This window comes from Streptomyces sp. WM6372 (genome assembly GCF_001279655.1).
GTDB lineage: Bacteria > Actinomycetota > Actinomycetes > Streptomycetales > Streptomycetaceae > Streptomyces.
Genome location: NZ_LGDB01000206.1, coordinates 1 through 22,169, shown reverse-complemented (window position 1 = coordinate 22,169; position 22,169 = coordinate 1). Strand labels below are relative to the sequence as shown.

The 22,169-nt window shown below is 72.6% G+C and carries 21 protein-coding genes and 3 tRNA genes; 4 read left to right on the top strand and 20 right to left on the bottom strand.

What is annotated here, in order from left to right; translation table 11 throughout:
• Positions 1-58 precede the first annotated feature (58 nt).
• From ADK52_RS27100 to ADK52_RS27080, 5 genes are all read right to left on the bottom strand, one after another.
• Positions 59-940: a DUF2797 domain-containing protein gene (locus tag ADK52_RS27100; RefSeq protein WP_053692459.1), complete on the bottom strand. Its 882-nt coding sequence runs from the start codon at positions 938-940 to the stop codon at positions 59-61.
• Positions 937-1,371 (bottom strand): Lrp/AsnC family transcriptional regulator, encoded by a 435-nt coding sequence (locus tag ADK52_RS27095; protein ID WP_053692458.1) that lies wholly within the window; start codon positions 1,369-1,371, stop codon positions 937-939. The genes ADK52_RS27100 and ADK52_RS27095 overlap by 4 nt, the downstream gene beginning before the upstream one ends.
• A gap of 127 nt (positions 1,372-1,498) precedes the next feature.
• A complete protein-coding gene (locus ADK52_RS27090) occupies positions 1,499-1,864 on the bottom strand; it encodes a PH domain-containing protein (protein WP_053692457.1) in 366 nt (121 codons plus the stop codon).
• A gap of 188 nt (positions 1,865-2,052) precedes the next feature.
• Positions 2,053-2,125, bottom strand: a tRNA-Arg gene (locus ADK52_RS27085).
• A 254-nt stretch (positions 2,126-2,379) separates the two neighbouring features.
• Positions 2,380-2,470, bottom strand: a tRNA-Ser gene (locus tag ADK52_RS27080).
• Between the two features lie 236 nt (positions 2,471-2,706).
• Here ADK52_RS27080 and ADK52_RS27075 point away from each other — a divergent pair.
• The 3 genes from ADK52_RS27075 (at position 2,707) to ADK52_RS27065 (ending at position 7,350) form a co-directional block, all read left to right on the top strand.
• Positions 2,707-3,144, top strand: a complete 438-nt coding sequence (locus ADK52_RS27075) for an SSI family serine proteinase inhibitor (protein WP_053692456.1) — start codon at positions 2,707-2,709, stop codon at positions 3,142-3,144.
• 119 nt (positions 3,145-3,263) lie between these two features.
• Positions 3,264-6,752 (top strand): PAS domain-containing protein, encoded by a 3,489-nt coding sequence (locus ADK52_RS27070; RefSeq protein WP_053692455.1) that lies wholly within the window; start codon positions 3,264-3,266, stop codon positions 6,750-6,752.
• Positions 6,753-6,765: 13 nt separating this feature from the next.
• Positions 6,766-7,350, top strand: coding sequence for an antibiotic biosynthesis monooxygenase (locus ADK52_RS27065; protein ID WP_053692454.1), 585 nt, complete (start codon positions 6,766-6,768; stop codon positions 7,348-7,350).
• Positions 7,351-7,386: 36 nt separating this feature from the next.
• On the opposite strand, the gene ADK52_RS27060 is transcribed toward ADK52_RS27065, so the two are convergent.
• The 9 genes from ADK52_RS27060 to ADK52_RS27020 form a co-directional block, all read right to left on the bottom strand.
• Positions 7,387-9,048: a long-chain fatty acid--CoA ligase gene (locus ADK52_RS27060; RefSeq protein ID WP_053692453.1), complete on the bottom strand. Its 1,662-nt coding sequence runs from the start codon at positions 9,046-9,048 to the stop codon at positions 7,387-7,389.
• 161 nt (positions 9,049-9,209) lie between these two features.
• The gene (locus tag ADK52_RS27055; RefSeq protein ID WP_053692452.1) at positions 9,210-9,743 is read right to left on the bottom strand and encodes a SigE family RNA polymerase sigma factor; all 534 of its coding nucleotides are present in this window, start codon (positions 9,741-9,743) and stop codon (positions 9,210-9,212) included.
• A gap of 216 nt (positions 9,744-9,959) precedes the next feature.
• Positions 9,960-11,126, bottom strand: a complete 1,167-nt coding sequence (locus tag ADK52_RS27050) for a lipid-transfer protein (protein ID WP_053692451.1) — start codon at positions 11,124-11,126, stop codon at positions 9,960-9,962.
• Positions 11,123-11,518, bottom strand: coding sequence for a MaoC family dehydratase (locus tag ADK52_RS27045; protein WP_053692450.1), 396 nt, complete (start codon positions 11,516-11,518; stop codon positions 11,123-11,125). Before ADK52_RS27045 ends, ADK52_RS27050 begins: the two co-directional genes overlap by 4 nt.
• Complete coding sequence (locus tag ADK52_RS27040; RefSeq protein WP_053692449.1) at positions 11,515-12,564, bottom strand: acyl-CoA dehydrogenase family protein; 1,050 nt, start codon at positions 12,562-12,564, stop codon at positions 11,515-11,517. Before ADK52_RS27040 ends, ADK52_RS27045 begins: the two co-directional genes overlap by 4 nt.
• Complete coding sequence (locus tag ADK52_RS27035; RefSeq protein ID WP_053692448.1) at positions 12,564-13,562, bottom strand: bifunctional MaoC family dehydratase N-terminal/OB-fold nucleic acid binding domain-containing protein; 999 nt, start codon at positions 13,560-13,562, stop codon at positions 12,564-12,566. The genes ADK52_RS27040 and ADK52_RS27035 overlap by 1 nt, the downstream gene beginning before the upstream one ends.
• Positions 13,559-14,710 carry an acyl-CoA dehydrogenase family protein gene (locus ADK52_RS27030; RefSeq protein WP_053692447.1) on the bottom strand — a complete coding sequence of 384 codons (1,152 nt, stop codon included), beginning with the start codon at positions 14,708-14,710 and terminating at the stop codon, positions 13,559-13,561. The genes ADK52_RS27035 and ADK52_RS27030 overlap by 4 nt, the downstream gene beginning before the upstream one ends.
• A gap of 184 nt (positions 14,711-14,894) precedes the next feature.
• The gene (locus ADK52_RS27025; RefSeq protein WP_053692446.1) at positions 14,895-15,200 is read right to left on the bottom strand and encodes a hypothetical protein; all 306 of its coding nucleotides are present in this window, start codon (positions 15,198-15,200) and stop codon (positions 14,895-14,897) included.
• Positions 15,201-15,733: 533 nt separating this feature from the next.
• On the bottom strand, positions 15,734-16,099 hold the full coding sequence (locus tag ADK52_RS27020; RefSeq protein ID WP_063783951.1) for a DUF6344 domain-containing protein: 366 nt from the start codon (positions 16,097-16,099) through the stop codon (positions 15,734-15,736).
• A gap of 143 nt (positions 16,100-16,242) precedes the next feature.
• On the opposite strand from ADK52_RS27020, the gene ADK52_RS27015 reads away from it, so the two are divergent.
• A complete protein-coding gene (locus ADK52_RS27015) occupies positions 16,243-16,749 on the top strand; it encodes a GNAT family N-acetyltransferase (RefSeq protein ID WP_053692444.1) in 507 nt (168 codons plus the stop codon).
• A gap of 73 nt (positions 16,750-16,822) precedes the next feature.
• On the opposite strand, the gene ADK52_RS27010 is transcribed toward ADK52_RS27015, so the two are convergent.
• The 6 genes from ADK52_RS27010 to ADK52_RS26985 form a co-directional block, all read right to left on the bottom strand.
• A tRNA-Ser gene (locus tag ADK52_RS27010) sits at positions 16,823-16,907 on the bottom strand.
• 39 nt (positions 16,908-16,946) lie between these two features.
• Positions 16,947-17,921 carry a trypsin-like serine peptidase gene (locus ADK52_RS27005; RefSeq protein ID WP_053692443.1) on the bottom strand — a complete coding sequence of 325 codons (975 nt, stop codon included), beginning with the start codon at positions 17,919-17,921 and terminating at the stop codon, positions 16,947-16,949.
• Positions 17,922-18,111: 190 nt separating this feature from the next.
• The gene (locus ADK52_RS27000; protein WP_053692442.1) at positions 18,112-19,170 is read right to left on the bottom strand and encodes a YeiH family protein; all 1,059 of its coding nucleotides are present in this window, start codon (positions 19,168-19,170) and stop codon (positions 18,112-18,114) included.
• A complete protein-coding gene (locus tag ADK52_RS26995; RefSeq protein WP_053692441.1) occupies positions 19,170-19,724 on the bottom strand; it encodes a cysteine dioxygenase family protein in 555 nt (184 codons plus the stop codon). Before ADK52_RS26995 ends, ADK52_RS27000 begins: the two co-directional genes overlap by 1 nt.
• 99 nt (positions 19,725-19,823) lie before the next feature.
• A complete protein-coding gene (locus tag ADK52_RS26990) occupies positions 19,824-20,729 on the bottom strand; it encodes a LysR family transcriptional regulator (RefSeq protein WP_053692440.1) in 906 nt (301 codons plus the stop codon).
• A gap of 115 nt (positions 20,730-20,844) precedes the next feature.
• Entirely contained in the window at positions 20,845-22,167 is a 1,323-nt protein-coding gene (locus ADK52_RS26985) for a S1C family serine protease (RefSeq protein ID WP_063783948.1), read from the bottom strand.
• Positions 22,168-22,169: the final 2 nt, after the last annotated feature.

Below are 22,169 nucleotides of genomic sequence, written 5' to 3'. Positions count from 1 at the left end.
AAAGGGATCCAAGTTTTGACCTTGGACTCCCTGCCGGTGTCCGGGACGGGCCCGGTGATCAGAAAAGCCCGTCCTGCCCGCCGGGGGCGGCGAGCGGTGGCAGTTCCGCGACCGGCACGGCTGTCGTGTCCTCCGCGGCGGGGGCGGTGAGCTCCCAGCCGGCGAGCAGCCGGGTGTCCACCACGAGCCCGTCCTCGAAGTGCAGATCGGGGCCGGCCGCGCCGGCGAGCCGGCCCACGACGGCCCCGCCGGGGACCATGGCGGTGACCGCCCGGGCGGGGGCGGGCAGTCCGTCCAGTCCGAACGGCCCGGCGTGATCGGCGGTTTCGCACTCCAGCCGCTCCAGCGACTCGGGCCATCCCGGCAGGGCCGCGGCCCGGGCGTACAGTTCGGCGACCTCCCGGGCGCGGTCGGCCGCCGCCGGCAGGTGGCCCCGTACGGCGCGCTTGCGGGCGTAGGCGATCCGGTCCGGTACCCCGAGGGCGGCCCGCAGCAACTCCTCAGTGCGGCGGGTGGCCATCAGCGGCCCCCGCCCCAGCCAGGTCCAGGTCACCGCCCCCTGCTCCAGCAGCCGGGCCGGGCCGCGCTCCTCGGCGGTGATGCCGACCTTGATCATCTCGGGCCCGAACCAGGCCAGGTAGACGCGGTAGGTGCGCGGATCGGCGGCGTTGGTGTCGGCGGCCACCGAGAACGACCGGTCCAGGCGGGCGCATTCGGGGCACTGGGCGTTCGCGGCCCGGCCGGGCACGGTGGCGCCCGTGGGGCACGGGGTCCGCTTCCCGGCCCGCCGCACACCGAGGCAGTGCCGCTCCCCGCGGGCCGTGAACGCCAGCCGCTGCCCGTACGCGAGCGGACTGCTGCGCTCCCCGCGCCCGTCGGCGCACCACCCGATGGCGGGGACGCCGTCGTTCCACCGGATCCCGGTGCACCGCCAGGTCACAGCGGGAGGGGCCGCTCGAAGAAGGTGTCCAGCACGACGGTGGCGTGCGTACCGCTGACGCCGTCGATGGCGTAGAGGCGGCGCAGGACGTCCTGGAGCTGCCCGGTCGTGGCCGTGCGCACCTTCACCAGGACCGAGGCGCTCCCCGCGATGATGTGCGCCTCCTGGATCTCGGCGATCGCCTCGAAGGCCGCCTTCGAATCCCCCATCCAGGCGTTGGAGTCGACCATCACGTACGCGAGCACCCCGCTCCCGACGGCCGCGGGATCCACCTCGACCGTCGTGCGCCGGATGACCCCGCGCTCGCGCAGCTTGCGTACGCGCTCGTGGGTGGCCCCGGCCGACAGCCCCACGGCCGCGCCGAGGGCGGCGTACGACTGGCCCGCGTCCTGCTGCAAGCGCAGGACGAGCGCCCGGTCGATGTCGTCCACGCGATCTTCCTCCCACATCCCCTGGAATCCCTCGCGCCGACGGTACAGGATCCTGTTCCGCCACCAGGGGACCGAACAGGATTCAGCACCTGTACGAGATCCCGGGCGAACGATTCCGCCGAGGCGGCTACCGGGCGACGAACTGCGTCAGGATGGCCTGCACCTCGTAGATGTCCACACCCTTGGTGAACGTCTTCTCGATCGGCGCCGCGCTCCCGGAGAGCCAGATCTTGAGCTCGGCATCGAGATCGAAGTGCCCGGCGGTCTCCACGGAGAAGTGCGTGATGCTCCGGTATGGGATGGAGTGGTACTCCACCTTCTTCCCGGTGAGCCCCTGCTTGTCGACGAGCACGAGCCGCCGGTCGGTGAACAGGATCGTGTCGCGTATCAACAAGTACGCGGCGTGCACCTGCTCCCCCTGCCCGAGCAGCCGCGCGTAGTCCCGCTGCGCCGACATCGGATCGACCGTGTGCGCGTTCCCGAACAGTCCCATGACAGTCCCCCTCTCGCGGCCCGACCGTTCCGAACCGTCTCCAAGGACCGTATCCACCCCCGGGCCGCCGCCCATCCCCCGCAGGACCGACCCCCACCCCCGAAGAACCCCGAGGTCCCCCTCCCCACCAAGAAGGACACCGGACAACGCAAGAGGCCCCCCGGTGAACCGGGGGGCCTCTTCGGCTGTGCACTCGGCAGGATTCGAACCTGCAACCTTCTGATCCGTAGTCAGATGCTCTATCCGTTAAGCTACGAGTGCTTGGGCTTCTCGGGGTTTTGCGCCCCGTTGGCCTTGCGAGAACAACAATACATGGACCTCGGCGGGACGCGAAATCCATTAGCCAAACCGTGCCTGACCTGCGGAAACGCTCCCGATGAAGATCATCCGGACGGGTTCGAACCGATGTCGGGGCGGGGTTGGGGGCGGCGGTCGGCGTGGCCGGAAGGCGTCAAAGGCAAGACCCCGGAACGCACCGAAGCCCCGGTCCATCAGGACCGGGGCTTCGGCAGGTGCGGAGGCGGAGGGATTTGAACCCTCGATGGGCTTTAAGACCCAAACCGCATTAGCAGTGCGGCGCCATAGACCGGACTAGGCGACGCCTCCAGCACACCCCCGCGTAGGAGGGTGCGTGCAGATGATGACACAGCCACAGGGCCGCTCACCAATCCGCTCCCACGGTACAAGGACAGCTGCCACCAGAGCAAAGCCTTAAGCCTCCCGGCACGCGCCCTCCGGCACCCGCTCTCCCGCACACCCCTCCGTACGCCCGCCCGTACGCAACGTCGGCGGGCGCGCGTCGTTGGTCAGGCGTACGACGTACGGACGACCTGGAGTGCCCCATGCTGCGTCTCGCCGCCTTCGCCGTCACCTCAGCCCTGGCCGCCTCGGCGGCCACGGCCGCCGGGCCGCTGCCCCCGCTGGCCCCGCTGGGCCGGCTGCTGGCCCCGCCCGACCGCCTCACCATCACCGTGTCCGCCACCGGCAACCCCCGGGCGAACGGCGAGTACCTCCTCGAGTGCAACCCCGTCGGCGGGAACCACCCCGAGGCCGAGCGCGCCTGCGACCGGCTCGACGTCCTCGCGAAACAGGACAAGGACCCCTTCGCCCCCGTCACCAAGCGGCAGATCTGCACCATGCAGGACGGCGGGCCGGCCACCGCGCACATCACCGGAACATGGCAAGGCCACCAGGTGGACGCGACGTTCCGGCGGACCAACGGATGCGAGATCGCCCGCTGGAACAACCTGGAACCTGTGCTTCCGGGTGGGCGCTCCTGACCTGGGAGGATGCGAAGGATGCACGGTATCCACCGGACATCCGCCACCTCAGGCCGGGACAGTGCCCTTAGACTCCTCCCGTGACATGCCGGTAGTTGTGGTCAGGGAGGAAGCTCGTCGTGAGCAGCAGGCCATCCCGAGGCGCTGCTCGCCTCGCAGCAATACTCGACGCTCTTCCGGACGCGCTGTTGCTCGTCAACGCCAACGGCACGGTCGTCAACGCGAATTCGATCGCCCTTGAGGTCATGGAGAGCCCCGGCACCGGGCTCGTCGGCCGCGGCGTGCTGGACCTCCTCCCCGAGTTCGACTCCAAGCTGATCCCCGGCTCCATGCGCCGGCCCGGCGAGGACGAGGGCGGCCGGGCCAAGCCCAAGCGGATGGTCGCGCGCCGCACCGACGGCACCGAGTTCCCCGTCGAGGTCACCGCCGCCCACCTCGACGGCCGCGACGCCTACCGCGAGCCGCAGCCCGCGTACACGGGTGACGAGCTGCTGATGCTCGTCGTGCGCGACCTCTCCCAGACCGTGGACACCGAGGCCGAGCTGGCCCGCTCCCAGCGGCAGACCGAGATGATCCTGCGGGCCGCCGCCGAGGGCGTCGTCGGCACGGACACCGACGGCCGGGTCGTCCTCGTCAACCCGGCCGCTGCCCAGATCCTCGGGTACCGCGCCACCGACCTCGGCAACCGGGAGCTGCACGGACTGATCCAGCACTCGCGCGCCGACGGCTCGCCGTTCCCCTTCGAGGAGTCCCCGCTCGCCGACACCCTGCGCAGCGGCCGCAAGCACCGGGTGCGCGGCCAGGTGCTGTGGAACAAGGCCGGGCAGCCCGTCTCCGTCGACATGACCACCTCGCCCGTACGGGACGGGGAGCTGCTCGTCGGCGCCGTCATGACCTTCACCGACCGGCGGCCCTACGACGCCCTGGCCGCCCGGCACGCCCAGCTGCTGGCCGTCCTCGGCGAGTCCCTGCGCGGGCCCCTGGAGGAGCTGCGCGGGGAGCTGGCCACGCTGGCCGCCGACGACGCGGGGCAGCTGTGGCCCGAGGCCAACCAGCTGCTGCACCACCTGGCCGCCGGGTACTCCCGGATGACCGCGCTGGTCGACAACGTGCTCGGCTTCCAGCGGCTCGACGCGGGCACCGAGAAGCTCAGGAAGAAGAAGGTCCTGATCGACGGGGTCGTCGCGGCCGGCATCGACGGCGCCGTCGAGCTGATCGGCCCGGGCCGCGTGCAGTTCGCCGTCCACGCGCCGACCATCGAGGCCGAGGTGGACGCCGAGCGGATCGCGGGCGCCCTCGCGCACCTGGTCGCCGACGTCGCCGGGGTGGACGCCACTGGCAAGACCCGCCAGGGCAGCGGGTACAGCGACTCGACGATCGTCGTCGCCGCCGCGCAGCGGGGCGAGGTCGTACGGATCGAGGTGCGCGGACCGTACGAGGGCGGCAACCCCGTGCACGAGCCGATCGTGCGGGGCGTCGTGGCCGCGCACGGGGGCGTGCTGCAGACGGTGGAGGTGCCGGGCGCGCCCGGCGGTGCGTACGTACTGGAGCTGCCGCTGGGCGCGGGAGCCGGAACGGTGACGCTGCCCGATCCGGAGCCCGAGCCCGAGCCCGCGAAGGAGGCGGCGGCCGCCGAGGGCGCGGGCAAGGGCCCCGCCGGTCGGCGGGCCCGGCGCGGGGTGGACGCGTTCCTGGAGGACGCCGCCGAGGAAGCGAAGCCGAACGGCGCCGCCGAGGGCGGGGGCGCGCTGGCGCTGCCGTCCGGGCGGCGGCGGGCGGGCGAGGCGGGTGCCGTCGACGCCGCGGCTCCCGAGCTCGCGCAGTCCCCGGTGAACCCGGCGGGCCTGGGCACCGGGCGCCGGCGCGGCCGGGACGGCGACGGCAGCGGTACGGGCAGCGGCGAGGGCGGCCCCGGCCGGCCCGTGCCCCCGCAGGGCACCGCCATGCCCGCGCTCCCGCCGGTGCCGCAGGGCGCGCCCGGACCCGGTCGCGGTCCCGGCATGTCCCCGGTGCCGCCGGCCTCCCCTGTGCCGCAGGGCGTACCGGTTCCGCAGGGCGCGCCGGTGGCGCCCGTACCGCCGATGCCCGCCGTGCCGCCGGTTCCGGTGACCGAGCATCCCGCCGGGCGGCGGCGTGCGCTGGGTGCGGCCGCCGCGCCGCAACCCGGCGGTCCCGTGCCCGTGACGGGCCTCGGCCCGGCTCCGGCCGCCGCCCCGCAGGCCCCCGTACGGCCCATCGCTCCCGAGGGCGGCTTCGCGCTGCCCGCCGGTCCGACCCCGGCAGCGGCTCCCGCTCCGGTGCCGGCGCCGGCACCGGCAGCGGCTCCCGCGCAGGGCTCCGCCATGGCCGGTGCGGCCCCCGCTCCCGGCGAGGCCGAGGGCGACGCCCCGGCCGGTCGGCGCGGGCGCCGGGTGCTGGGTGCGCCCGCTGCCGAGCCCGCGGCCCCCGCCGCGCCGCCGGCCGCGGCCGCGGAGGAGCCCGTACCGCCGACCGGTCGGCGGCGGGCGCTGCCCGCCACTCCGGCCTGGCCGGTCCCGGCGGCCCGGACCGCTCCCGAGGACGAGGAGGCCGCCGGCCCGGTGGCCGTGCCCGGTGCCCGGCAGCCCCAGGTGGCCCCGGCGGAGGCCGCGCAGCCGATCAGCGTGCGCGCCCTCGGCACGCTCGGTCAGGGCATCTCGGTCGACTCCGGAAGCACCAACGGCGCGGGCGGTACGGGCGGCTCCGGCCGCCGTCGCCGGCTCGCCGAGCCCGCGCCCCAGGGACGGGCGTTCGCTATAGGAGCCCCCGAGGCGGGCGCCGACGAGGGCCCCGAGCCGCTGGACGGGCCCGGGGGCGCCGTCGAGGTGGTCAACCGGCCCGTACCGCTGCCCGTGGACGACGAGCTGCCTCCGGAGCCCCTGGACAACCCGCGCCGCCTGCTGGTGTGGCCGGCGCCCGACGTACAGACCCAGCAGGCGCTCAGCGACCGCGGCTACCGCCCGGTGATCGTGCACTCCCGCGAGGAGGTGGACGCGCAGATCGCCGCGTTCCCTGCCGCGCTGTTCGTGGACCCGCTGACCGGACCGATCACCCGGACCGCCCTGCAGTCCCTGCGCCAGGCCGCGGTGGCCGCCGAGGTCCCCGTACTGGTCACGGCCGGGCTGGGGCACGCCACGCGCGAGGCGGCGTACGGGGCCGACCCGGCCGTCCTCCTCAAGGCGCTCGCGCCGCGCGACAGCGAGCAGCACCCTTCCCGGGTGCTGCTGATCGAGGAGCGCGACGAGATCGCGACGGCACTGACGGCCGCCCTGGAACGGCGCGGCCTCCAGGTCGCGCGGGCGGGCGCGGACACCGACGCGGTGGAGCTGGCGACGCGGGTGCGGCCCAACCTGGTGGTCATGGACCTCATGCAGGTCCGGCGCCGGCGGGCCGGGATCGTGGACTGGCTGCGCGCCAACGGGCAGCTCAACCGGACCCCGCTGGTGGTCTACACGGCCACGGGGATCGAGCCGGCCGAACTGCCGCGGCTGGCCTCCGGGGAGAGCGTGCTCTTCCTCGCCGAGCGGGCCACCACGGCGGACGTCCAGGGCCGCATCGTGGACCTGCTGGCCAAGATCGGCACGAACTAGTCATCCTGGCCCGATGGCCATCATCGACGCGAGCGAGCAGACCGTCCCCGCCGACAACGGGGAGGTGAACCTGCTCATCGCCCGGCAGGTGGAGCCGGGCCACGAGGAGACGTTCGAGGCCTGGGCCCACGGCATCCTGGAGACGGCCGCGACCTTCCCCGGGCACCTGGGGTACGGGCTGTTCCGTCCGGCGGCGGACGGCGGGCCGTGGTTCCTGGTCCACCGCTTCCGGGACCACGCGGCCTTCCAGCGGTGGCAGGACTCCGCCGAGCGGGCCCAGTGGTTCTCCAACTGCCTCGGCCACCACCACACCGAGATAGCCCGGCGCGAACTGCACGGCATGGAGACCTGGTTCGCCAAGCCGGGTACGACCCGGCCCGCGCCGCCGCGGTGGAAGATGGCGATCAGCTCGGGGCTGGCCATCTTCCCGATCTCGCTCGCCGGCAACGCGGTGCTCGGGCCGTACCTGGTGAACGTGCACTTCGTCCTGCGGACGGCCGCCTTCGCCGTCGTCTTCAGCACGCTGATGACCTACCTGGCGATGCCGGCCGTCAGCAGGCTGCTGCGGCCCTGGCTGACGAAGGCCGGCCAGGGCTGAGCAGGAAGGCTTCGCGCCTCCGCCGATTCGGTCGCGTCAGTCGAGCTTGGTGACGACCAGCTCGCCGTCCGCGTACTGCCTCCGTATGACCTTCTTGTCGAACTTGCCGACGCTGGTCTTCGGAACGGCCGCGACGGTCGTCCAGCGCTCGGGCAGCTGCCACTTGGCGATGGACTGGCCGAGGAAGACGCGCAGCCCGTCGTAGTCCACGGTCGCGCCCTCCTTGAGGACGACGGTCGCCAGCGGGCGCTCGCCCCACTTCTCGTCCGGGACGGCGACGACCGCCGCCTCGACGATCTCGGGGTGCGCCATCAGCGCGTTCTCCAGCTCCACGCTGGAGATCCACTCGCCGCCGGACTTGATGACGTCCTTGGCCCGGTCGGTCAGCGTGAGGAACCCGTCGGGGCTGATCACACCGACGTCGCCGGTCTTGAGCCAGCCGTCCGCGCTGAACTTGTCCTCGGGGCGCAGCGGTTCTCCGGCGGCTCCGCCGTAGTAGGAGCCCGCGATCCAGGTGCCGCGTACTTCGAGCTCGCCCGCCGACTCACCGTCCCAGGGCAGGATGTCGCCCCCGGGGCCCACCAGGCGCGGCTCGACGCCCGCCGGGAAGCGGCCCTGGGTGATCCGGTACGGCCACTGCTCCTCGGCGCTGAGGCCGGCCGGCGGGTGCGCCATGGTGCCCAGCGGGGAGGTCTCGGTCATGCCCCAGGCGTGGCAGAGGCGGACGCCGAGCTTGTCGTAGGCCTCCATCAGGGAGGGCGGACAGGCCGCGCCGCCGATGGTGACCTGCTTCATCGAGGTCAGGTCGCGCGGGTTGGCGGTGACCTCGGCGAGCAGTCCCTGCCAGATGGTGGGGACGGCCGCGGCGTGCGTGGGCTTCTCCCGCTCGATCATTTCGGCGAGCGGGGCGGGCTGGAGGAACCGGTCCGGCATCAGCATGTTGATGCCGGTCATGAACACCGCGTGCGGCAGGCCCCAGGCGTTGACGTGGAACTGCGGGACCACGACGAGGGTGGTGTCGTGGTCGGTCAGGCCCATCGACTCGGCCATGTTGACCTGCATCGAGTGCAGGTAGATCGAACGGTGGGAGTAGACGACGCTCTTGGGGTCGCCGGTGGTTCCGGAGGTGTAGCACATGGCCGCGGCCTGGCGCTCGTCCAGCTCCGGCCAGTCGTACGAGGTCGCGCGGTCCGCGATCAGCTCCTCGTAGTCGTGGACGCGGAAGCCGCGCTCCTGCGCGAGGGCTTCGAGTCCGGAGCGGTCCCCGATGCCGGAGACGACCACGTGCTCGACGGTCGGCAGGTGCGGCAGCAGCGGGACCAGCAGCGGCAGCAGGGTCCCGTTGACCAGCACCACCCGGTCGACCGCGTGGTTGACGATGAAGATCAGCTGCTCGGGAGGCAGACGCAGGTTGAGGGTGTGGAGTACGGAACCCATGGAGGGGATCGCGAAGTACGCCTCGACGTGCTCCGCGTTGTTCCACATCAGGGTCGCCACCCGGTCGTCCTGCTGGACGCCCAGTTCGTCGCGCAGGGCGTTGGCGAGGCGGGTGGCGCGGGTACCGATCTCGGCGAAGCTGCGACGGTGCGGCTCGGCCTCCCCGGTCCAGGTCGTGACCTGGGATTTCCCGTGGATCGTCATCCCGTGCTGGAGTATGCGGGTGACGAGGAGCGGTACGTCCTGCATGGTGCTCAGCAAAGCGTCCTCCCGGTGAGCGCTGCGGCGCTGCGGCGGCTACGGATGCTGCCGATTCTGCGCACGTACCGGTCGGCATGTCACTACCCGGGGGTACAAACACGGCAACCAATCGCCGACGTTTCACGTGAAACACCGATGTTTCACGTGAAACACGGGTCGGCTCAGCGGACCGGGGTGAGCTCCGGGTCCTCACGGAGCTTGACCAGAGCGCGCGAGACGGCGCTCTTGACCGTGCCGATCGAGACCCCGAGCAGTTCGGCGGTCTGCGCCTCGCTCAGGTCCTCGTAGTAGCGCAGGACGACCATCGCGCGCTGCCGGTCGGGAAGCCGGGTCACCGCTCGCCACATCGCGTCGTGCAGCGCCTGCGCCTCGGCGGGGTCGGATGCGGGCGTCGCCTCGGGTTCCGGCAGCTCCTCGCAGGCGAACTCGTCGACCTTGCGCTTGCGCCACTGGGAGGTACGGGTGTTGACCAGGGCCCGCCGGACGTAGCCGTCGAGGGCGCGGTGGTCCTCGATGCGGTCCCACGCGACGTACGTCTTGGCGAGAGCCGTCTGGAGCAGGTCCTCGGCATCGCACGGGTTGGCGGTGAGCGAGCGTGCGGTGCGCATCAGGACCGAGCCGCGGGTCCGGACGTACGCCGAGAACGACGGGTACGGCGTCGGGTTCGAGGCGAGCGTGCACACAGGCGTGGTCATGGCTCCACGCTAGAAGCGCGGCCCGGACCTGGGATCGGCCGCAAGTGCCGAAGCTGGATCCATCTCAGGTTGTAGGAGTGGGGCTTGCCCCACCTCCTGAAGGTGGAGGAGGGGCAGACCGCGGTCCCGGCCCCCGGACCGGCCGGGGACCGGCCCGAGGGGCCGACCGGGAGCCGGCGCGCGGGGCCGGCCGGGGACCGGCGCGCGGCTGTGGGCTCAGCAGTCGGCGCCGAGGATCAGTCCGGACGTCGGTACCCCGGTCCCGGCCGTGACCAGGGCACGGGCGGCGCCCGCCACCTGGTTCACGGAGGTGCCGCGCAGCTGGCGGACCGCCTCGGCGATGCCGTTCATGCCGTGCAGGTACGCCTCCCCGAGCTGGCCGCCGTGGGTGTTGAGCGGGAGCGCGTCCGCGGCCACGAAGTTGGCGGCCTCGCCGGGCTTGCAGAAGCCGAACTCCTCGAGCTGCATCAGGACGAACGGCGTGAAGTGGTCGTAGAGGATGCCGACGTCGATGTCCGAGGGCCGCAGTCCGCTGGTCCGCCAGAGCTGCCGGGCGACCACGTCCATCTCCGGCAGCCCGGTGAGGTCGTCACGGTAGAAGGAGGTCATGCCCTCCTGGCGGCGGCCGGCTCCCTGCGCTGCCGCGGTGATCACGGCGGGCGCGTGGCGCAGGTCCCGGGCGCGCTCGGTACTGGTGACGATCAGCGCCTGGCCGCCGTCCGTCTCCTGGCAGCAGTCCAGCAGCCGCAGCGGTTCGACGATCCAGCGCGAGGCGGCGTGGTCGGCGAGGGTGATGGGCTTGCCGTGGAAGTACGCGGCGGGGTTGTTCGCCGCGTGCCGGCGGTCGGTGACCGCAACGTGGCCGAAGGCCTCGGGGGTCAGGTTGTAGGCGTGCAGATAGCGCTGGGCGGTCATGGCCACCCAGGAGGCCGGGGTCAACAGCCCCCAGGGCAGCGACCAGCCCAGCGCCGCTCCCTCCGCCGAGGGTTCGCGCTGCTGCACGCCGGAGCCGAAGCGGCGGCCGGAGCGCTCGTTGAAGGCGCGGTAGCAGACCACGACCTCCGCGACGCCGGTGGCGACGGCGAGGGCGGCCTGCTGGACCGTGGCGCAGGCTGCGCCGCCGCCGTAGTGGATGCGGGAGAAGAAGGAGAGCTCCCCGATGCCGGCGGCCTGGGCCACGGTGATCTCGGGGCTGGTGTCCATGGTGAACGTGACCATGCCGTCGACGTCGGCGGGGGTCAGCCCGGCGTCGTCGAGGGCGGCGTGCACGGCTTCGACGGCGAGGCGCAGCTCGCTGCGGCCGGAGTCCTTGGAGAACTCGGTCGCGCCGATTCCGGCGATGGCGGCGCGCCCGCCGAGCGTGTCACGGTGCCGGACGCTCATGCCGTCACCTCCGCGGCGAGCGTGACCGTGACCGTGCCGGTGACGTGGTGACCGATGCCGTTGGCGCCGACGACCCGGATCTCCACCCGGTCTCCGCCGACGGCGACCACGGTGCCGGTCAGGACCATGGTGTCGCCCGGGTAGTTGGGGGCGCCGAGCCGGATGGCCACCTTGCGCAGGACGGTGCCCGGCCCGAGGCGGTCGGTGACGTACCGGCCGACCAGGCCGTTGGTGGTCAGGATGTTCATGAAGATGTCCGGGGAGCCCTTCTCACGCGCGAGCGGGGCGTCGTGGTGGACGTCCTGGTAGTCGCGCGAGGCGATCGCGCCCGCGACGATCAGCGTGCGCGTCACCGGTATCTCCAGCGGCGCCAGTGTGTCTCCGACGTTCATGCGTCCTCCCCCTCGGGTGCTGCGTCCTCGGACAGGAGCGCGCCCAGCTCGGCCAGCAGCTCGCTGCCGCAGCCCAGGTACGCGTCCAGCTGGCGCCCCCAGAGGAAGTGCCGGTGGACGGGATGGTCCAGGTCGGCGCCCATCCCGCCGTGCAGGTGCTGGCCCGCGTGCACGACCCGCTTGCCCGCCTCCGAGGCCCACCAGGCCGCGGTCAGGGCGTGCTCGCGCGCCGGAAGTCCCTCGTCGATCCGCCAGGCCGCCTCGTACGCGGTGACCCGGATCGCCTCGGTGTCCATGTACGCGTCGGCCGCGCGCAGCATGACCCCCTGGTTCGTGGAGAGAGGCCGGCCGAACTGCTCGCGGGTGGAGGTGTACTCGACCGCACGGGCCAGGGAGCCCGCGCAGACCCCCGCCTGGAGCCCGGCGAAGGCGGTGCGGGCGGCGGCCAGGACCTCTTCGTAGGCCCGGCCGTCGCCGAGCCGTTCGGCCTCGGTCCCGGACAGGGTGAGCCGCCCCGCCGACCAGGGGGCGGTGGTCTCCACCTCGGGCGTCCCGACGCCGGGTGCGTCCGTCCGTACGAGCCACAGGGCCCGGTCGGCGTCCGGGACCAGCACGTGGGTGGCGTCGCGCAGCCAGGGCACGACGGGTGCGGTCCCGGTCAGCCGGCCGTCCGGCGAGGCGGTGATGCGGCCGCGGGCCGGGAAGGCTCCGGTGGCGACCGCCTCACCCGAGCCCAGGGCGGGCAGCAGCCGGGCGCGCTGCTCGGCGCTGCCGTGCGCGGCGACGGGCAGGATCCCGTACGCGCAGGTGGCGGCGTACGGGACCTGCGCGGTGGTGCGGCCCTGCTCCTCCAGCAGCAGCACCAGGCCGAGCAGGCCGACGTCCTCCACGGCGGCGGTCAGTCCGGCGGCGGTGAGGGCTTTCCACAGCTCGGCGTCGCTGCCGGTGCCGGCCGCGGCGAGGCGGTCGTGGGTGGCGAGGTCGCCGAAGATCCGGGCGGCGAGCCCGGCCGCCGCGGCCTGCTCCTCGGTGGGGTGGAAGTCCATCAGCCCTCGCTCCCTCGGAAGACCGGCAGTTCCAGGTCCTCGTCGGCCCGCAGGAACTCCAGGTGCACGGGCATCCCGATGCGGACCTTGTCGTAGGGGACGCCGGTGATGTTGCTGACCATCCGGACGCCCTCGGCGAGTTCGACGAGGGCGACCGCGTACGGTCCCGCCGCGCCAGCGGCATGTTCATGCGCGGTGAAGGCGGGGAAGGGCGGGTGGTGCATGACGACGTAGCTGAACACCGTGCCGGCGCCGGAGGCCTCGACGGTGTCCCAGTCCAGGCTCGCGCAGGCGTTGCAGCCGGGCAGCCAGGGGAAACGGAGGGTCCCGCAGGCGGTACAGCGCTGGATCAGCAGCTTGTGGTCAGCGACCCCGTCCCAGAAGCCCTGGTTGTCGCGGTTGACCACCGGGCGGGGGCGCCGCGCCGCGGGCTTCTTCTCGCGCGGGGCGGCGGGCGCGTACTTGAGGATCCGGAAGCGGTGGGTCCCGGCGGGTTCGCCGTCCGCACGGACGTCCATGCGGGTGGTCACGAAGTGGCCGGTGCCCAGCTTGGTCGTCTTGCGCGGGGACACGGACTCGATGACGGCGTCGTAGGTGACCGTGTCGCCGGGGCGCAGCGGTCGCAGGTACTCCTGCTCGCAGTCGGTGGCCACGACGGAGGTGCAGCCCGCGCCGTCGAGCAGGGCGAGGAGCTCGTCGTAGGCGGAGGAGCGGTCGCCGTGCCCGGAGAGCCCGCCCATCGTCCAGGCCTGGAGCATGGTGGGCGGGGCGATGGCGTCCGGGCCGGTGTAGGCGGGGTTGGCATCGCCCATCGCCTCGCACCAGTGGCGGATCATCGGCTGGTTGACGGGGTCCTTGCCCTGGCCCGCGGTGGCGGCGGGCCGCCCTTCGAAGGACGCGAGCAGTGCGTGGAACCGGGCGGCCTCCTCGGGGCCCTCGCCGGTGCCCGCTCCCGTACCCGCTTCCGTATCCGCTGCCTGCTCCGGCGTGGCGGTCATCGCTTCCTTCCCTTCATGCCGAGCCGCATCATGGCGACGATCTCCCGCTGGACCTCGCTGACCCCGCCGCCGAAGGTGTTGATCTGCGCGGCCCGGTTCATCCGCTCCAGTTCGCCGCCGGCGAAGGCCGCGGGCCCCCGTACGAGCGCCTCCTCGCCCACCACCTCCTGGCACATCCGGTACACCTCGACGGTGGACTCGGTGCCGAGGAACTTCACTCCGCTCGCGTCGCCGGGGGCCAGGGTGCCGGCGCCCACGTCCTGGACGAGGCGCCAGTTGAGGAGGCGTACGGCGGCCAGCCGGGCGTGGGCCTCGGCGAGCCGGGACTGCACCCAGGGCCGGTCGGCGGGGCGCTCACCGGTGACCGGATCGGGGGTGCGGGCGTGGCGCAGGGCGCTCGTGTAGAAGTCCTCGGCCTGCATGCCGATGGCGGCGAGGGCCACGCGCTCGTGGTTGAGCTGGTTGGTGATCAGCCCCCAGCCGCCGTGCTCGGGGCCGACGAGGTTCCCGGCGGGCACGCGGAGCCCGTCGTAGTACGTCGACGTGGTCGTGAGGCCGCCGACCGTCTCGATCGGGGTCCACGCGAAGCCGGGGGCGTCGGTGGGGACCAGGATGATCGAGATGCCCTTGTGCTTGGGGGCGTCGGGATCGGTGCGGCAGGCGAGCCAGATCCAGTCGGCGTTCTGGGCGTTCGAGGTGAAGATCTTCTGCCCGTCGACGAGCCAGTCGGCTCCGTCGCGTACGGCGCGGGTGCGCAGCGAGGCCAGGTCGGTGCCCGCCTCGGGCTCCGAGTAGCCGATGGCGAAGACGATCTCGCCGCTGAGGATCCGGGGAAGGAAGTAGTCCTTCTGCTCCGGGGTCCCGTACTTCATCAGGGTCGGGCCGACGGTGTTGAGGGTGACCATGGAGACGGGGGCGCCGGCCCGGTAGGCCTCGTCGAAGAACACGAACTGCTCGTCGGGGCCGCGTCCTTGGCCGCCGTACTCGACGGGCCAGCCGAGGCCGAGCAGTCCGTCGGCGCCGATGCGGCGCAGCAGTGCGCGCTGGGCGGCCGGGTCCTCGGGGGGCCCGTCCGGCAGCAGATCGTGGAAGTACTCCCGCAGTTCGGCGCGCAGCCGCAACTGGCCTTCGGTCGGGGCGAGGTGCACGGCGCTGGCCTCCCGGCATCACATCATCGAGTGAACCTGACTGTCCGTCAGATTCACCGTGGATGTCAAGGTCGGGAGAGCGCGCGAGGGGCTGCGCACGAACGCGCGAGGGCGCCTGCCCCACCGGACCCCAGCCGGTCCGGTGGCACAGGCGCCCTCAAGACTCAGAGGACTCGGGGAGCGCCTACCACCAGGGGTGGAAGTTGACCGCCAGGTTGCCCTGCTGGATCGCCGTGAAGGCCGAGCCGTTGACCTGCGCGGTGTTGTTCTGATTGGACGCACCGGAACCTGTGGCCACCTGCTGGGACGTCGACGAATTGCCGCTGTTGTTCCCGCCGACACCGCTGCCGATGATGCTGGCGGCACTCGCATTCGACCCGTCGTTCGCGAAGGAGCCGTTGTCGGCCGTGGCCACGCCACCGAAGAGGGAAACGGCGAGGGGGAGAGCGGCGACGGCGGCGATGACGCGGGCGGTACGGATGCTTGCCATGTCTGAATCCTCCAGAAGAGCGAAGTGGGGGTTGCTCCAAGGCAGTTGGCCGACCGCCTCGTCGTTGCGTGGTGACGACGTCGCGAGACCAGAGTTGCCCACCGAATCCCCGGCGAACCAGCCCGGAGCCCACGATTCCCCCGCAAGCATGAGCAACATCGGATAAACCTCATTCGCATCCCAACGCCGCTGGTCAGCGCGGTGGAGGCGGCTGAAACCCCCACTGGATCTGAGCCGAAACGTTTCCTCAAACTCATGTGCGCCGAACATGCCGAAAAGGGCCGCTCTGTCCGGGAACCCCACCGTCTCCCGGGCCCGCGGCCCTGCAATGCCAGGCTTCACGCCCCCTGCGCGCCCCCGGCGCCCGCCGGGGCCATCCCACCGTGCCCCGCTCCGGGGCACATCACCGGCGCGATCCGCGGTCGCGACCTGCCGACCGGGCTCCAGCGCCTGCTCCTGCCGTTACTGCTCGTTCCTGCCTACTGCCGGCCGCCTACTGCCGACTGCGCGAAGCGTGCGACTCCGTACGGGCGCTACGCGACCAGGTCGAGCCCCTCGCGACCGGCTCCGGCGGCGCTGCCGGCCAGGGACGCGGCGGCGGTGGTCGACCGGCGGACGGACGGGGCCTTGCCGTGCGCCTCGGCACGGATCCGCTGCTTGATAGTCGGCGGGAGCGATCCGCCCCGCATCATCGCCCGCCAGCTCCGCCGGCCCATCGGCCGGCCCATCGGCCTGGCCGTCCGGCGTACGGCGGCGGCCGCGCGGCGGGAGGGAGCAGGAGCGGGGACGGTGGAGGCGGCGGCCGGCGCGGCCTTGGAGCCGAACCCGAGGGAGGCGAGGAGCGCGACGACGACGGCGACTGCGGTCCAGATCGACGTGACGGTGATGCGGTGAGCCATGACGAGGTCCTTCGTTTCGCGATGTTCCGACGGGCGGATCTGCATACATTCGTCATGATGTGGTCGCAACCGCAGCGCCCCCACCACCCGCGCCGATCTTCCGACAAACACCACTCGAAGGGCCTAGCGCCTACCGTGGCGGCATGGACACCCCCCTAGAGCTCGTGCCCTGGGCAGAGGGCGACTTCTGGCTGCTGCTGCGCAAGAACGAGCCCGTCATGACCGAACATCTCGGCGGCCCGGAATCCGGAGCCGAACTCAAGGACCGCCATCAGCGGTACCTGGCGCTGAGCGCCCGCGAGCCGGCGGCCGGACGGGTGTTCCGGATCGTCGCCGAGGGCGAGAGCGTGGGCACGATCGCCTTCTGGGAGCGCACATGGAAGGACGAGGAGGTCTACGAGACCGGGTGGGGCGTCCTCCCCGAGTTCCAGGGCCGCGGCCTCGCCGCGAAAGCGGCCCGCGCGCTCATCGCCCACGCGGCCGCGCACGGCACGCGCCGCCACCTCCACGCCTTCCCGTCCGTCGAACACGGGGCATCCAACGCCGTCTGCCGCGCGGCCGGCTTCGTACTGCTCGGCGAGACCTCCTTCGAGTACCCGCCGGGCCAGTGGCACACGAGCAACGACTGGCGGGCGGTCCTGCCGGGGTGAAACAGACCGTATGACGAAGGGGCGCCCCTGGTGAGGAGCGCCCCTTCCGGCCCGCGGCTACGCCGGCCTCATGCGGTGGGTGTGGGATTTGAACCCACGGTGACTCGCGCCACGACGGTTTTCAAGACCGTTCCCTTAGGCCGCTCGGGCAACCCACCTGGCCGGTACAGAGTACCGGCAGGTGGGGGGCGGCTGGGTCAGGAATTCTGGGCCTTGTCGTAGGCCGCCTTCGCCTCGTTGCCGAAGTACGGGCCGAACATCCGGTTCGGCAGGAACGTGTAGCCGAAGCTGTTCACCGAGACCTGGGTGCCCAGGCCCGTGGCCTCGTTGAAGTCCTGGAACCAGGGGCCGCCGCTGGAGCCGCCGGTCATGTTGCAGCCCAGGCTGTGGTCCTTGGTCAGCAGGAAGTCCTTGCCGGTGTTCCCGCTGCAGTAGACCAGCTTGGTGCCGTCGTACGGCGCGGCGGCGGGGAACCCGAAGGAGTACATCTTCTTGTTGTAGCCGCCGTTGAACGCGATCCCCTGGGCGCCGACGGCCTGGCTGAGCTTCTGGCCGTTGAGCGGGGCCACGACGGCGAGGCCGACGTCCATGTTCATGTCCTCGCTGGCGGCCCACTGGTCCGTCGCGAAGGTCTTGGTGGCCGACCACTGCCCGTAGGGCGCGTTTCCGTTGTCGTACGCGGGTACGAAGATCCAGTTGGTGTGCCAGGCGCCCTGGTACTTCACGCAGTGGCCCGCGGTGATCACGGTGCTGCCGTTGGCGCTGGTGATCGAGTCGCCGGAGCACGACGCCGTGCGGTCGCCGAAGGTGAAGAAGACCCGGCCCGAGGTCTTGACCACTGCCCCGCCGCCCGTCCACGCCCCGCCCGCCTGCGGGAACGACGTCGGGGAGGCCGACGCGGCGGAGGCCGACGCGGTGGAGGCCGACGTCGGGGCGACCACCGTGGGCCGGGCGGCGGCCGCGGCCGGCGCCCGCCCGGTCCCGGGTGCCGCCGTCACGTCCAGCGGGGTGGCGCCGCGCATCCGCTCGGCGGTCCAGAAACCCTGGGTGTGCTGCTGCTGGAACGAGGCCGGAGAATCGGCTGCGGCCGAAGGGGCGGCCGCCGTCAGCGCGCCCGCGATCAGGGCGCCCGCCGCCATGAGGACCGATGCTGCCGTGCGATGACGATTCACGCAGGACTCCTTCTGCCGTGCCCGGTCCCGTCGGAACGGGCAGGGTGGGGGTGAAGAGCTGTCGGTGCGGATCGGCCGCAGGGTCGCACGTGCGGCACGAGAAGTCAGGAGGCGGTCGGAACGTTCGGTCGGTTCCGGCCAGGAATTGGCCAACTCCCTTCGATGGACTGCGGGAGCTCGCGGGCTGATGTCATACCGTCAGCAGCACGCCCGCGTACGAGACCCCGGCCACCACCAGCCAGGCCCCGAGCCCCAGCACCGCGGCCCGGCCGCCGGTCCGGGCCAGCCGGGGAAGGTCCACCGCGCTGCCCAGCCCGAACAGGGCCGCAGCCAGCAGCAGTTCCTGCGCCGTGTGTGCCCAGTCGAGCGCCGCCTCGGGCAGCACACCGGTGGCGCGCAGCGCGGCCGCGGCCAGGAACCCGGCCACGAACAGCGGGACCGGCGCCGGGCGGCGTCCCGAGGGCATCCGCACACCCTGCCGCCGTGCCCGTACGGAGAAGGCCACCGCGGCCACCAGCGGAGCCAGCAGGGCCACCCGCATCAGCTTGACCAGGACGGCCTCGCCGAGTGCGCCCGGGCCCGCGGTCTGGGCGGTGGCCACCACCTGGCCGACGTCGTGGACGCTCGCGCCGACCCAGCGCCCGAAGGCCGGATCCGAGAGCCCCAACGGACCCTGGAGGAGCGGGAGGACCGCGATGGCCAGTGTCCCGCACAGGGTCACCAGCGCGACCGAAGCAGCCACGTCCTCCTCGTCGCTGCCCGACACCTGGCTCACCGCGCCGATGGCCGAGGCCCCGCAGATCGAGTACCCGGTGGCGATCAGCAGCGGCTGGTCGCCCGGGAGCCCGAGCCGGCGACCCAGCCAGAGGGTGCCGAAGAAGGTGGCGGCGACCACCGCGGCCACCATCGCCACCGTGGCCCAGCCCAGCCGGAGCACCTGGTCCAGGCCCAGGCCGAGGCCCAGCAGGACGATGCCGATCCGCATCAGCCGCCGGCCGGCGAGCGAGAGGCCCGGGCGGGCTGCCCCCCGTACGACTTCCCGTATGCCCGGGAGATGGGCCACCGCGATGCCGAGTACCACCGACGCGGTCAGCATGGGTACCGCGGGCACCAGCCGGTGCACGGACCACGCCACCAGCACTCCGGCGGCCGCCATGCCCAACCCCGGCCAGGACGAGGATGTTTCACGTGAAACAGGCCCGGCGCCCTCGGTATCCGCCCCGCGTACGGGGCGGTTCAGCAGCGCCATCAGTCCGTGGGAAGCGTGTAGACGCGGCGGACGCTGCTGCCCAGGCGGATGACATCCGCTCCGTAGACGTGCAGGGATATCGCCGTGGTGCGACAGGAGTTGTAGACCTTGTGGATATCGCCGGGCGGGGCGAATCCGCAGACGTCACCCGGGCCGTTGACCACGTGCTCGGTCGCCACCAGCCGGGCGCAGCCGTCTCCCGTCGCGGGGGCCAGCCGGTAGCGGAGCTCGCTCTCCTGGCCCTCGTGCACCCCGGCCACGCACCAGGAGACGTGGTCGTGGATGGCGGTCTCCTGGCCGGGCATCCACACCAGGGCGACCACCGAGAAGCTGCCGTCCGACTCAGCGTGCAGGACGTGCTGCCGGTACCGGTCGGGGTCACCCTCGCGCTGCTCGGGGGTGAGCAGATCGGGCGTGCCCAGGTGCGGGGCGACGCGCTCGCCGACGAGGTAGGCGGTCAGGTCCGGGGCCAGCCCCCGGTCCACGACCGTACGGATCTCACTGACGAGGGCGGCCATCCTCGCGGTCGTACGGGCCGGCGTAGTGGTGGTCATAGGGGCAGCGTCGAGCAGCCGACCCATCACGTCCAACGACAGTTCTCACCTGAAATCCCAAGAACTGCTTATGGATTCGGGGAAGGACCCGCCCGGCGGTCAGCAGCCGACGCGGTTGGAAGCCACCTGCTGGAGCGCGTTGAGGACCACGGAGGTCGCCGGGATGCGCAGATGGTCGCGGTAGACGTACGCGGCGATGTGCCGGCGGGCGGCGGGCTGGAGCGGCCGCCCGCACACCTTGCTGAGGGAGAGGGAGGGCAGCACGAGCGCGGGCATCATCGCCACGCCGAGCCCTTGTCCGACCATGCTCTGCACGACCAGGTTGTCGTCCGTGGCGAACCGGATGTCGGGCACGAAGCCCAGCTCGGCGCACTCGTGCAGCAGGTTCGCCCGGCAGCGCGGGCAGCCGGCGATCCACCGCTCCTCCGCGAGGTCGGCCAGGTGCACGGCCCGCCGCCGGGCCAGCGGGTGCCCGGTCGGGAGCAGCACGGTCAGCTGGTCCTCCAGGAGCCGGACCTCGGCGACCTCCTCCGGGACCTCCTCGTGGAGCCCGGGATAGGTGAAGGCAAGGGTGATGTCGCACTCCCCGCGCTCCAGGCGGCGCAGCGACTCCGGGGGTTCCCCCTCCAACAGCTCGACCTGGATGCCCGGATGGTCCTTGGCCAGGTCGCTCAGGGCCTCGGGGACCAGGGTGACGTTGGCGCTGGGGAAGCCGCAGAGCCGGACCCGCCCGGTGCGCAGGCGTGCGTACGCCTTGAGCTGCGCCTCGGCGGCGGAGAGACTGCCGAGGATGGACTCGGCGTGCCGGGCCATGGACTCGCCGGCCTCGGTGAGCTGCATCTTGCGGCCGACCCGGGTGAAGAGCGGGGTGCCGACGGCGCGTTCGAGCGCCTTCATCTGCTGGGTGATCGCGGGCTGGGTATACCCCAGAGCACGGGCGGCCGCCGAGTAGGACCCGGAGGCGACCACCTCGTGGAAAGTGCGTATGTGCCGCGAATCGAACACAAGGGAAGCATAAGCGGACGTTGGGAGGGGCCGTAGGCGTATTTCGCGCCCACGGCCCCTCCCATCAAGCCAGCGGCCCCGGTCCCTCGCCTACCGGGGTACCCGTCGGCGGTCGTTACTTGTCGCCGACCCGCGAACCGAGGGTGATGTCGACGGTGTTCGGCTTGCCGTCGCGCAGGTAGGTCAGCTTCACCACGTCGCCCGGCTTGTGCGTCCAGATCTCGCTGATGAGGGTCGGGCCGCTGTCGATCGGCTTGTCGCCGAAGCGGGTGATGACGTCACCGGGCTTGAGGCCCGCCTTGCCGGCCGGACCGTTGGGGTCGACCAGGTCGTTGGCGGGCGCGCCCTGGTCGGAGATCTTGGCGCCGTCGGTCTTGGACTGGAGGTCCACGGAGACCGAGATGATCGGGTAGACCGGCTTGCCGGTCTTGATCAGCGACTCGGCCACGTTCTTCGCCTGGTTGACCGGGATGGCGAAACCGAGGCCGATGGAACCGGCCTGGCCGCCGCCGAAGCCTCCGTTGCCGGCCGACTGGATGGCGGAGTTGATGCCGATGACCGCGCCCCGCCCGTCGAGCAGGGGGCCGCCGGAGTTGCCGGGGTTGATCGAGGCGTCCGTCTGGAGCGCGCTCATGTACGAGTTCTTGCCGCCGGAGCCGTCGCCGGAGGCCACCGGGCGGTTCTTGGCGCTCACGATGCCGGTGGTGACCGTGTTGGACAGGCCGAAGGGGGCGCCGATCGCGATGGTCGAGTCGCCGACCGCGACCTTGTCGGAGTCGCCGAGCGGCAGCGGCTTGAGGCCGGACGGCGGGTTCTTCAGCTTGAGCACGGCCACGTCGTAGCCCTGGGCCCGGCCGACGACCTCGGCCTCGTACTTCTTGCCGTCGGAGAAGGTCGCGGACAGCTTGCCGCCGTTCGCGGCGGAGGCCACCACGTGGTTGTTGGTGAGGATGTGGCCCTGCTGGTCGTAGACGAAGCCGGTGCCGGTGCCGCCCTCGCCGTCGCCGGCCGAGGCCTCGATGGTGACGACGCTGGGCAGCGCGCCCGCGGCCAGGCCCGCGATCGAGCCGGCCTCCCGCTTGACGTCCTTGGGGGTGTTGGCCGCGGCGACCGTGGTCGAGCCGACGCCGTTCTCGCTGCGCTCGGCGGCCCAGAAGCCGATGCCGCCGCCGACGCCGCCCGCGAGGAGCGCCGCCACGAGCACGGCTGCGATCATGCCGCCCTTGCCCTTCGGCTTGGCGGGCGGGTAGCCGTCGGCGGTCGGGGGCACACCCCAGCCGCCGCCGTCGTGGCCGCCGCCCGAGCCGTACGCCGGGACCGCGGGCGGCGGGGGCGGCCAGCCCTCGGCGCCGTGAGCCGCCGGGGCCGCGCCCGGGGCCTGCGGCGCGGGGGCCTGGGCGTAGGCCGGGGCCGGTGCGGGGGCCGGAGCCAGGTGGATCG